Source organism: Streptomyces sp. NPDC033229 (assembly GCF_055576875.1).
On sequence record NZ_JBVIQR010000003.1, the window covers coordinates 45,568 to 57,288 of the forward strand.

Annotated in this window: 6 protein-coding genes; 4 read left to right on the forward strand and 2 right to left on the reverse strand. The window is 71.8% G+C overall.

Annotated elements, in window-relative coordinates:
- The first annotated feature begins 76 nt into the window (after positions 1-76).
- The 4 genes from ACZ53N_RS03945 (at position 77) to ACZ53N_RS03960 (ending at position 4,104) form a co-directional block, all read left to right on the forward strand.
- A complete protein-coding gene (locus tag ACZ53N_RS03945) occupies positions 77-1,465 on the forward strand; it encodes a glycosyltransferase (protein ID WP_469139389.1) in 1,389 nt (462 codons plus the stop codon).
- A gap of 11 nt (positions 1,466-1,476) precedes the next feature.
- A complete protein-coding gene (locus tag ACZ53N_RS03950; RefSeq protein ID WP_469139390.1) occupies positions 1,477-2,535 on the forward strand; it encodes a DegT/DnrJ/EryC1/StrS family aminotransferase in 1,059 nt (352 codons plus the stop codon).
- 85 nt (positions 2,536-2,620) lie between these two features.
- Complete coding sequence (locus ACZ53N_RS03955; protein WP_469139391.1) at positions 2,621-3,796, forward strand: cytochrome P450; 1,176 nt, start codon at positions 2,621-2,623, stop codon at positions 3,794-3,796.
- Positions 3,797-3,903: 107 nt separating this feature from the next.
- Positions 3,904-4,104, forward strand: a complete 201-nt coding sequence (locus tag ACZ53N_RS03960; RefSeq protein WP_469139392.1) for a ferredoxin — start codon at positions 3,904-3,906, stop codon at positions 4,102-4,104.
- A gap of 92 nt (positions 4,105-4,196) precedes the next feature.
- On the opposite strand, the gene ACZ53N_RS03965 is transcribed toward ACZ53N_RS03960, so the two are convergent.
- Together ACZ53N_RS03965 and ACZ53N_RS03970 are read right to left on the reverse strand one after the other, a co-directional pair.
- Entirely contained in the window at positions 4,197-5,384 is a 1,188-nt protein-coding gene (locus ACZ53N_RS03965; RefSeq protein ID WP_469139393.1) for a cytochrome P450, read from the reverse strand.
- A 146-nt stretch (positions 5,385-5,530) separates the two neighbouring features.
- Positions 5,531-11,689 (reverse strand): type I polyketide synthase, encoded by a 6,159-nt coding sequence (locus tag ACZ53N_RS03970; protein WP_469139394.1) that lies wholly within the window; start codon positions 11,687-11,689, stop codon positions 5,531-5,533.
- Between the last annotated feature and the right edge of the window lie 32 nt (positions 11,690-11,721).

The following is an 11,721-nucleotide window of genomic DNA, read 5'->3' on the forward strand; positions in this document are numbered from 1 at the left end:
CGCGGCCACTCGGCGACCGGCCGTGCGCACACCTGGCGCCGAGCTGCCGGGCCGCCACTTCTGGAGGGTTATTGTCATGGGCTCGACTCGGCGGCCGATTCTGTTTGTCAGTTATCCCGAAAGCGGACTGTTGAATCCGCTGCTCGTCCTGGCCGAGGAGCTGTCCCGCCGGGGAGTCGAGGACCTGTGGTTCGCGACGGACGAGAACCGGCGCTCGGAGATCGAGGCGCTGAAGGTGGACACCCCGGTGGAGTTCGCCTCCCTGGGCGAGGTGGTCTCCGAGATGTCGGCCGTCACCTGGGACGACAAGACGTACCGGGAAGTGACGCAGCGGTCGAGGTTCAAGGCGCACCGTGCGGTCATCAAGCACTCGTTCGCCCCCCGCTCACGGGTGGAGAAGTACCGGGCGCTCGAGGCCGTGGTGGACGAGGTCAAGCCGGCGCTGATGGTCATCGAGAGCATGTGCCAGTACGCGTACGAGCTCGCGGTCACCAAGAAGATCCCGTTCGTGCTGGGCGTGCCGTTCCTGCCCAGCAATGTGCTGACCTCGCACGTGCCCTTCGCCAAGTCGTACACGCCGGCCCACTTCCCCGTGCCGCACACCGGTCTGCCGTTGGACATGACGCCCGTGCAGCGGGCGGCCAACCAGCTGTTCCGTCTGCGCACGCTGGGGCTGTTCCTGACGTCCGACATGCGCAAGGTGGTGGAGGAGGACAATCAGGTCCGCGAGGAGCTGGGCATCTCCCCCGAGGCGCGCGGGATGATGGTCCGGATCGACAAGTCCGAGCTGGTCCTGTGCTATTCGGTGCCCGAGCTGGACTACCCGTTCCCCGTTCCCCCCAAGATGCGGCTGGTCGGCACGATGGTCCCGCCGCTGCCCCAGGCGCCCGAGGACGACGGCCTCTCGGACTGGCTCGCGCACAACGACTCCGTGGTCTACATGGGGTTCGGCACGATCACCAGGCTGACGCGGGCACACGTCGCGTCGTTGGTGGAGGTCGCACGGCGGATGAGCGACCGGCACCAGTTCCTGTGGAAGCTGCCCCAGGAACAGCAGAAGCTGCTGCCCGCGGCGGAGCTGCTGCCGGACAATCTGCGGATCGTGGACTGGGTTCCCTCCCAGCTCGATGTGCTGGCCCATCCGAGCGTGAAGGTCTTCTTCACCCACGCGGGCGGCAACGGTTTCCACGAGGGCCTGTATTTCGGCAAGCCCCTGGTCGTACGGCCGTTGTGGGTGGACTGCGACGACCAGGCCCGGCGCGGCCAGGACTTCGGGGTGAGCCTGAAGCTCGACCGCCCCGAGACCGTCGACGCGGACGACGTGGTCGACAAGCTGGCCAAGGTGCTCAGCGACCGTTCGTTCCGCGAGCGCGCCGAGCACTTCGGACAGATTCTGCGGGCGGCCGGCGGGCGGGGCGCCGCGGCCGATCTGATCCTTGGACTCCCCGCACTGGCAAAGGACTGAGCGAGGTTTCCATGGCATTCACGCATCCGGTTTCGCAGCCCTGGCTCAAGGGGCGGGAACTCTCTTATGTGACCGAGGCGATCAACGACGGCTGGATCTCGTCGCAGGGCCCGAAGGTCAAGGAATTCGAGAGCGCATTCGCGCGGTACAACGGTGTCGCGCACGGTGTCGCCTGTTCCTCCGGTACCACGGCGCTGACCCTCGCCCTGCGGGCGCTCGGGGTCGGTCCGGGCGACGAGGTGCTGATCCCCGAATTCACGATGATCGCGTCCGCGTGGTCGGCGACGTATCTGGGCGCGACCCCGGTGTTCGTGGACTGCGGGGACGACCTCAATATCGATGTCTCCCGCATCGAGGAGAAGATCACCGAGCGCACGAAGGTCATCATGCCGGTGCACGTCTACGGGCGCCGGTGCGACATGGACGCGATCATGGAGCTGGCCCACGACTACAACCTGCGGGTCGTGGAGGACTCGGCGGAGGCGCACGGCGTACGGCCGGTCGGCGACATCGCCTGTTTCTCGCTCTTCGCCAACAAGATCATCACCTCCGGCGAGGGCGGCATCTGCCTCACGAACGACCCCCGGCTGGCCGAGCAGATGGCCCATCTGCGGGGCATGGCCTTCAACAAGGCACACAACTTCCTGCACAAGAAGCTCGCCTACAACTTCCGTATGACGAACCTCCAGGCCGCCGTCGCGCTGGCCCAGGTGGAGCAGCTCGATGAGATCCTGGCCACCCGCCGGGAGATCGAGAAGCGCTACGACGAGGGCCTGCGGGACATCGAGGGGATCACCCTGATGCCCCCGCGGGACGTGCTGTGGATGTACGACCTGCGCGCCGAGCGCCGCGAGGAGCTGCGCGCGTTCCTGGCCGACGCCTCCATCGAGACCCGGGTGTTCTTCAAGCCGATGAGCATGCAGCCCGGCTATCTCGACCCGGTCTGGCCGACGCTGAACGCGACCCGGTTCAGCGAGGACGGCTTCTATCTGCCGACCCACACGGGCCTGACCGAGGACGACCAGAACTACATCATCGGGAAGATCCGCGAGTTCTACGACGCGCGCTGACCCGGCCCGTGGGGGTGGCCGGCGGCCGCCCCCACGGCGACAACTGCCAACGACGGGGACTTTCGACCCTCAGGGAATTGCACACATGACTACCACCGATTCGAACCTGGTCGGCTTCCCGCTGCGGCAGCCCGGCCGGCCCTACCCGCCGGAGGAGTACGCGGGCCTGCGCAAGCGCGAGGGGCTCGTCCGCTCGACGCTGCCCACCGGCGCGTCGGTCTGGCTGGTGACCCGGCACGAAGAGGTCCGGGCCGTGCTCACCGACCCCCGGATCAGCTCCAACCCCTCACATCCGGGCTTCCCCCGGGCCCAGAAGACCGGTGGGGTGCCCGCGCAGGACGAGGTTCCGGGCTGGTTCGTGGCCCTGGACCCGCCGGAGCACACCCGGTTCCGCAAGACGCTGATCCCCGAGTTCACCGTGCGGCGCATCCGGGAGATGCGGCCGGCGATCCAGGCCATCGTCGACGAGCGGATCGACGCCATGCTCGCGGCCGGCGACTCGGCCGATCTCATCGCGGACTTCGCGCTGCCCGTACCGTCGCTGGTCATCTCCCGGCTGCTGGGCGTGCCGAAGGCCGACTGCGGTTTCTTCGAGGCGAAGACCCGGATCCTGGTCACCCTCACGTCGACCGACGAGGAACGCCAGGAGGCCACCAAGGCGCTGCTCCGGTACATCAACCGGCTGATCACCATCAAGGTGAAGCGGCCGGGCGACGATCTGCTCAGCAGGCTGCTGGCGGACGGCACGCTGACCCCGCAGGAGCTGTCGGGTGTCGCGATGCTGCTGCTGATCGCCGGCCACGAGACGACGGCGAACAACATCGGGCTCGGCGCGGTGACCCTGCTGATGAACCCGCAGTGGATCGGCGACGACCGGGCGGTGGAGGAGCTGCTGCGCTACTACTCCGTCGCCGACCTGGTGGCCTTCCGGGTGGCCGTCGAGGACGTGGAGATCGGCGGGCAGCTCATCAAGGCGGGCGAGGGCATCGTCCCGCTCGTCGCCGCGGCCAACCACGACGAGAACGTCTTCGAGTGCCCGCACCAGTTCGATCCCAGCCGGTCCGCGCGTCACCATGTGGCGTTCGGCTACGGGGTGCACCAGTGCCTGGGGCAGAACCTGGTCCGGGTCGAGATGGAGCTCGCCTACCGGTCGCTGTTCGAGCGGATCCCGACGCTTGAGCTCGCGGTGCCGGTCGAGGAGCTGCCGCTGAAGTACGACGGCGTGCTGTTCGGGCTGCACGCGCTGCCCGTGCGCTGGTAGCGGCGCTCTGCGGCGGGTCGGGCGGGGGGCTCGGACTCCCCCGCCCGGCCCGCTGTGCGGCCGGGCACGCGAGAAGGTATCGATTCGCCGATTCGCCGATGGAGGAAATGATGGTTCGTATCAGCGTGGACATCGACAGTTGTATCGGAGCCGGGCAGTGTGTGCTGTCGACGCCGGAGGTCTTCGACCAGGACGACGACGGGATCGTCATGGTCCTCGACGGGGAGCCGGCGGGGCCGGTCGTGGAGGACGTGCGGCTGGCGGGCAGGATCTGCCCGTCCCAGGCGATCACCGTGCACGAGGACTGAGCCGCCCTGCGCTCCCCGGTGGCACGGAACGGGCCCCGCCCCCACGGTCGAGTGGGGGCGGGGCCCGTTTCACGCCCTGGTCCGGGCGGCGGTCACCACCGCATGGGCAGTTCGGTCAGTCCGCCCGAGAGGCGTCCGCCCAGTACCTGGAGGTCCTCCACCGGCAGGTCGAGCCGCAAACCGGGCAGCCGGGTGAAGAGCAGGGTGTACATCGTCCGCAGCTGCAGCCGGGCCAGCGGGGCGCCGACGCAGTGCCACATGCCGTGGCCGAACGTCAGATGCGGGTTGGGCGAGCGGGTGATGTCGAAGCGCTCCGGCTCCTCGAAGACCTGCTCGTCGAAATTGGGAAGGGTGAAGTCGAGCAGGACGAGGTCGCCCGCCTTGATGGTCACCTCGCCGATCTCGACGTCGGCGCTGGCGTACCGCGGCAGCACCGAACCACCGGCCTTGGCCGTCCGCAGGATCTCCTCGACGGCACCGGCCATGACGCGTGGGTCCCCCAGCGCGGCGTGCCGTGCGTCGGGGTTGGTGGCGAGCAGCACCACACCGAGGTCGACATGGCTCGCGACGGCGTCCAGCCCGGCGAAGAGCAGGCCCGCGGCCATGGGTCCGACGCGCTCGGGGGGCGCCCCGGTCTCGCACAGCCGGGACATCACGTCGTCACCGGGGTCGGTCTGCTTGCGGGCCGCCAGCTCCACCAGGTAGGCGAACAGCGCCTGCTGGCCGTCCACGACCCGCTGCGGGTCGTCCACGCCGGCCATGCCGGACAGCAGCTCCACCAGGTGTCCCCGGTCCTCCGGCGGCACGCCGATGAGCTCGCAGAGCACCATGAGGGAGAACGGCAGGGACAGCTGTCCGTGCAGGTCGGCGGGCGGTCCCTGGGCGATGAAGCCCTCCAGCACGCCTTCCGCGATGGCTTCCACCTTCGGCTTCAGATCGCGGACCCGCTTGGCCGAGAAGTTGGGTGTGAGCAGCGTGCGGGTCTCGGCGTGCAGCTTGCGCGCGCTCTCGGGGTCGGCGTCGGTGATGAGCATGTCCAGGAACGGGTTCCGGACGTACCGGGGGGCGTTCGCCGGGTCGGGGTGGGAACGCCCGAGCCGCTCGTCGAGCAGCAGGACCTTGAGCTCGGCGTGCCGGGTCACCAGCCACGCCTCGTCGCCGGCCGGGGTTCTGACCCGGCAGACCGGGCTGTGGGCCTGCAGCCCGCGCAGCAGCGGGCTCAGCCGCAGCACGGCGGGCGGGTCGGCGGTGATCTCGGGCAGTTCGTAGGACGTGGTCATGGAGCCTCCTTCTGACGGTGATGGACGAGGGGGGCCAGGGGGCCGGGGCGCACGCGGGGTGGGCGGCCCGGCCGCCCGGTGTCCGGGCGGCCGGGCCGTCCGGCTGCCTGGCTGGGTGCGCGATCCCCGGCGACCGGCCGCGGGGATCAGGCCCCGGCGGTCGGCAGGGCCTGGACCCACTCCTCGATCGCCCGCGCCGTCAGTGCCGAGTGCTCCTTGGCGAGGGACAGGTGGTCGGCCTCGATGGCACGCACCTCGTCCACGGGCGCCGACGAGGTGTCGAAGAGGAGACCGTTGCACGGCAGCGTGCACTTGACCAGGAGTTTCGGGGCGCTGGTGGGCGGTGCCTCGATGCTGGTCATGGCCATGAACCAGTGGGCCATGGCGGACATCCGCGCGGCGCTGAGGTTGACCGACGGGGAGTCGATGTCGGCCAGGTAGAAGCGCATGGTCTGGTCGAGGTCGTTGCCCTCGTCCTGGCCGTAGCGGATGCTCGGGGTGTCCAGCAGGACGACCCCCTCGGGGCGGACGCCCCACGTCTCCTCCAGCACGCCGGCGGCCTGGTAGGCGAGCGAGCCGCCCGTCGAGTGGCCCACCAGCACGAACGGTTCGCCGTCGCTGGCGTGCAGGGCGCTCTCCGCGACGATCCTGCCCGCGGCCTCGCTGGTGGCGGGCAGGAGTTCACCCGGCCCGAAGCCCATCAGCGGGAGCGCGGAGACGTGCCGCTTGCCGCGGAAGTGCGCGGCGATGCGGGCGTACTGATGGACACCGCCGGTGGCTCCCGGTGCGCTGACGAAGACCAGCCGGGGGCTGCTCGGGCCGTCGGCGAGGGTGACCGGGGTGGACAGTTCCTCCAGCTCGGCGGGGCTCTCGAAGGTGGGCCTGGTGTTGGCGACCGCCTTGAGCATGCGCATGCCCTCGACGAGCTTGCCCGCCTTCGCGGCGTTGAAGAACAGCCCCTCCAGGGTCTCGTCCGCGTGGTGCGAGGTACGCGCGCCGCCGCCGGTGGCGGGTGCGGCGGTCGGGTCGAGATGGCCCGCGATCTCGGTGAGCAGCCACCCGGCGAGCTTCGCGGGTGTCTCGTTGTCGAACACCACCGAGGACGGCAGCCGGATACCGAGGACGTCGGCGAGCTGGTTGCGGAGCCCGACGGAGGCCAGCGAGTCGAAGCCCAGCTCCAGGAAGCGCTTGTCGGCGCTCACCGCACCCGCGTCGCGGTGGCCGAGCAGACCGGCGGCGTAGCCCACCACCAGCTCCAGCAGGAGGCTTTCGCGCTCCGCCGTGCCGAGGGTCCGCAGCCGTTCCCGCAGCGTGGCGGGGGACCTGTCGCCGGCGGCCGCCGTGCGGCGGGCGCGGGGCACCAGGTCCCGCCAGAGGGCCGGCAGCGCCTGCTGCACCTGGAGCCCGGCGACGTTGACCCGGGCGGGAACGACCAGGGTCTCGTCGCGGTCGATCGCGGCGTCGAACAGGGCGAGGCCCACCTCGGTGGCCATCGGCGGCATGCCCGAGCGGGACAGCCGGTCCTTGTCCGCCGCGCTGAGCTCACTGGTCATGCCGCTGTCCGGGGACCACGGGCCCCACGCCAGGGACACACCCGGCAGCCCCAGGGCCCTGCGGTGCCGGGCCAGGGCGTCCAGGAACGCGTTGGCGGCGGCGTAGTTGCCCTGTCCGGGGCTGCCGAGCACACCGGAGACCGACGAGTACAGCACGAAGGCCGACAGGTCCAGCTCGCGCGTCGCCTCGTGCAGGTACCAGGCGGCGTCCGCCTTCGGCCGCATCACCTTCTCCATCAGCTCGGGCGTGAGCGAGCCCAGCATCGCGTCGTCCACGACGCCGGCGGTGTGCACCACGGCCGTCAGCGGGTGCTCGGCCGGGACGCCCGCCACGAGTGCGGACACCGCTTCCCGGTCGGTGACGTCGCAGGCGACGACCGTGGCTTCGGCGCCCAGGGCGGCGAGCTCCGCCCGCAGTTCGGCGGCGCCCGGCGCCGACGCGCCGCGCCGGCCGGCCAGCAGCAGGTGCCGCACGCCGTGCTCGGCCGCCAGATGGCGTGCCAGTTCACCGCCCAGGGCACCCGTACCACCGGTGATCAGCACTGTTCCGTCGCCGGACCACCGGGGGGAAGCGCTCTCGGTGCGCTCGGGCAACCGTGCCATCCGGGCGACGCGGACGGTGTGGGCGCGCACCGCCACCTGCTGCTCGTCCAGGGTGATCAGACCGGGCAGTTCCGCGGCGGAGACGAACGCCTCGTCCAGGTCCACCAGCAGGAAACTGCCGGGGTTCTCCGTCTGGGCGGAGCGCACCAGGCCCCACACGGAGGCGGCGGCCGGGTCCCGGACGTCCTCGTCGTCGAGGGCGACCGCGCCGCGGGTCACGAAGACCAGCTTGGACGCGGCCAGCCGCTCGTCCGCCAGCCACTCCCGCAGCAGGCCCAGCGCCCAGGTCGCGAGCTCCCGTGCCGACGCGGGTCCGGCCTCGTCCGCGTCGCCCACGACGGGGACCAGGAAGACGTCCGGTGCGACGCCGCTGTCACCGACCGCCCCGGCCAGGGTCTCCCCGTAGCCGGTGATGGACTCGTCCGCGCGGTGCATCGCGTAGGCGAGGTCGAGCTCGTCGGCGCCGACGATGGCCCACCGGGTGCCGGTCGCGGGCGTGCCCGCCGGGACGGGAACCCAGGCGAGAGAGAACAGCCCGGCCTGGCCGGCGCCGCCGACCGTCACCCGCGCTTCGCCGGTCGGCGGGCGCAGGGTGAGCGACTCCGCCGAGACCACCGGCGCGCCCGTCGTGTCCACGGCCGTGAACGTCAGGGAATCGGCGCCCGTGGTGGTCACCCTGACGCGGAGCGTCGAGGCACCGGTGGCGTGCAGGGTCAGACCGCCCCACGAGGCGGGCACCACGCCGCCGCCGGTGTCGCCGGCGTCCAGCAGCCCCGCGGCCCGGACGACTCCGTCGAGCAGCGCCGGGTGGATCGCGAACGAACCTGCACCGGCGGCCTCTTGAGTGCGGGTCACCTCGGCGAACACCTCGCCCTCACGACGCCACGCGGCCCGCAGTCCGCGGAAGGCGGGCCCGAAGGCCAGCCCGGCCCGCTCGAGTCGCGGGTACAGGTCGGTGAGGTCGACGGGCTGCGCGCCCTCGGGCGGCCACACACCGTCGTCGGGGCTGTCGGGCCCCTCGGCCCCGGCCGCGACGAGCACACCGTGGGCGTGCGGTGTCCAGTCCCCTTCCACGGCGTCCGTGGGCCGGGAATGGACGGTGACCGCGCGGCGGCCGGACTCGTCCGCCCCGCCGACGCGCACCTGGACCGAGACGGTGCCCTGCTCGGCGAGGACCAGCGGGGCGTCCAGGGCCAGCTCGGCCACCCGGCCGCAGCCCGCCTGGTCCCCGGCCCGGACGGCCAGTTCGACGAACGCGGTGCCCGGCAGGGTGATCCGGCCCGCGACCCGGTGGTCGGCCAGCCAGGGGTGTGTGGCGGGCGACAGCGTGCCGGTCAGGAGCAGCTCGTCGGAGCCGGCCACGGACATCGCCGCGCCCAGCAGCGGGTGCTCGGCGGGGATCAGCCCGAGACCGGCGGCGTCGCCGGGGCGCGCCGAGACCGTCGGCCAGAACCGCTCGTGCTGGAACGCGTACGTCGGCAGGTCCACGCGGCGCGCGCCCGTGCCGCGGAAGAACGCGTCCCAGTCCACGGTGGCCCCGCCGGTGTGGAGCTCGGCCAGGGCGGTGACGGCGGTGAGTTCCTCGGGCCGGTTCCTGCGGAGGACGGGGACGACCGCCACGGCCTCGTCGGCGAGGGTCTCCTGGGCCAGGGCCGACAGCACGGCGTCCGGGCCCAGTTCGAGGAAGGTTCTCACGCCCTGCGCGAGGAGCGTCCGCGTGCCGTCGGCGAACCGCACCGCCTCGCGCACGTGCCGCACCCAGTATTCGACCGAGCACAGCTCCTCGTCGTCTCCCACCTCACCGGTGAGGTGGGAGACGACGGCGATGGCCGGCTTCTGTGGCGACAGCCCCTTCATGACGGTGCGGAAGTCGTCCAGCACGGCGTCCATCAGGGGTGAGTGGGCCGCGTGGCTGACCGACAGCCGGGACGTCTTGCGGCCCTGGGCCGACAGACGGGCGGCGACCTCCAGGGCCGCGTCCTCGTCGCCGGAGATCACCACGGACGAGAGGCCGTTGACCGCGGCGAGCGACAGCCGGTCGGACAGCAGCGGCAGCACCTCCTCCTCGGTGGCCTGCAGTGCCACCATCGCGCCGCCCGGCGGCAGGGCCTGCATCAGTCCCGCGCGGGCCGTCACCAGCCGGCAGGCGTCCTCGAGCGAGAACACCCCGGCCACATGCGCGGCCGTGACCTCGCCGATGGAGTGGCCCGCCACGAAGTCGGGGGTGACGCCCCACGACTCCAGCAGCCGGAACAGCGCCACCTCCACCGCGAACAGCGCGGGCTGGGTGAAGCCCGTCCGGTTCAGCGGCTCCGGGTCCTCGGCCCACATCACGTCCCGCAGCGGGCGGTCCAGCGCCGGGTCCAGCTCGGCCAGGACGGCGTCCAGGGCCTCGGCGAAGACGGGGAAGCGCTCATAGAGCTCTTGGCCCATGCCGATCCGCTGGCTGCCCTGACCGGAGAAGAGGAACGCGAGCTTGCCGCCCGCGACCGAGCCGTTGACCACCGCGGCCGTCGGCTCACCGGCGGCCAGTGCCGTCAGGGCATCGACTGCTTCCGCCGGGTCGGCGACCGGTACGACGGCCCGGTGCTCGAAGGCCGTTCGGCTGGTCGCGAGCGAGAAGCCGACGTCCGCCGGCCGCACCCCGGGGTTCGCGCCCAGCCACGACAGCAGCCGCCCGGCCTGGGCGCGCAGCGCCTCGGGGGACTTGCCCGACAGGGCCCAGGGCACCACCCCGGGCTCCACGGCGCCTTCGGCGTCGGTGTCCTCGGCCACCGGGGCCTGCTCGATGATGACGTGGGCGTTGGTTCCGCTGATGCCGAACGACGACACGCCCGCACGCCGCACCCGATCGGTGCCGTCCCACTTCACGGGCTCCGTGAGGAGTTCCACCGCTCCGGCGGACCAGTCCACGTGCGAGGTGCGCTCGCTCACGTGCAGGGTGCGGGGCAGGGTGTCGTTCCGCAGGGCCATGACCATCTTGATGACGCCGGCGACGCCCGCCGCGGCCTGCGTGTGGCCGATGTTGGACTTCACCGCGCCGAGCCACAGCGGGCGGTCCGCGTCGCGGTCCTTGCCGTAGGTGGCGAGCAGGGCCTGGGCCTCGATGGGGTCGCCGAGGGTGGTGCCGGTGCCGTGCGCCTCGACGGCGTCGACGTCGGCGGGCGAGAGTCCGCCGCTGGCGAGCGCCTGCCGGATGACCCGCTGCTGCGCGGGGCCGTTGGGGGCCGACAGGCCGTTGGAGGCGCCGTCCTGGTTGACCGCGCTGCCGCGCAGGACGGCCAGCACCCGGTGGCCGTTCTTGCGGGCGTCGGAGAGCCGCTCGACGACGACCATGCCGACGCCCTCGGACCAGCCGGTGCCGTCCGCGTCGTCGGAGAAGCTCTTGCAACGGCCGTCGGCGGCCAGGCCGCCCTGCAGGCTGAACCCGGCGAAGCTCGCCGACGTCGTCATCACGGTGACGCCGCCCGCGAGGGCCAGCGAGCACTCGCCGCCGCGCACCGCCTGCGCCGCGAGGTGCAGGGTGACCAGCGACGAGGAACAGGCGGTGTCGACCGTGACGGCGGGACCCTCGAGTCCGAGCGCGAAGGAGAGCCGGCCCGACATGACGCTGGCCGCCAGGCCGTTGCCCGCGAAGCCGCCCATGTCCTCCTGCGAGGCCAGGACCAGGTGGGCGTAGTCCTGGGAGTTGGTTCCGACGAACACGCCCGTCCTGCTGCCGCGCAGGCGGGCCGGGTCCGTGCCGGTGCGCTCCAGGGCTTCCCAGGCGACCTCCAGCAGCAGACGCTGCTGGGGGTCCATGGCGAGGGCCTCACGCGGCGATATCCCGAAGAACGCGGGGTCGAACTCGGGTGCCTCGTAGAGGAACCCGCCTTCGTGCGCGGTGCTGTGGCCCTGCCCGTCGCCGGTCAGGACACCGAGGTCCCAGCCCCGGTCGGCCGGGAACCCGGACATCGCGTCCCCACCGGAGGCGACCAGATCCCACAGATCCTCGGGAGAGGAGACCCCACCCGGGTACCGGCACGCCATTCCGACGATCGCCACCGGTTCCTGCCTACCGGATTCGACCTCCTGAAGGCGCTGACGGGTCTGGTGCAGATCCGCGGTCACCCATTTCAGGTAATCGACGATCTTCTTTTCGTCCGGCATCTGATGGAGCCCTTCTCTTCAAGACCAACCGC

What these genes read in the sequence shown, in the direction of transcription:
- ACZ53N_RS03945 (WP_469139389.1), top strand. Translation starts at nt 77, where the DNA reads ATGGGCTCGACTCGGCGGCCGATTCTGTTTGTCAGTTATCCCGAAAGC.
- ACZ53N_RS03950 (WP_469139390.1), top strand. Translation starts at nt 1,477, where the DNA reads ATGGCATTCACGCATCCGGTTTCGCAGCCCTGGCTCAAGGGGCGGGAA.
- ACZ53N_RS03955 (WP_469139391.1), top strand. Translation starts at nt 2,621, where the DNA reads ATGACTACCACCGATTCGAACCTGGTCGGCTTCCCGCTGCGGCAGCCC.
- ACZ53N_RS03960 (WP_469139392.1), top strand. Translation starts at nt 3,904, where the DNA reads ATGATGGTTCGTATCAGCGTGGACATCGACAGTTGTATCGGAGCCGGG.
- ACZ53N_RS03965 (WP_469139393.1), bottom strand. Translation starts at nt 5,384, where the DNA reads ATGACCACGTCCTACGAACTGCCCGAGATCACCGCCGACCCGCCCGCC.
- ACZ53N_RS03970 (WP_469139394.1), bottom strand. Translation starts at nt 11,689, where the DNA reads ATGCCGGACGAAAAGAAGATCGTCGATTACCTGAAATGGGTGACCGCG.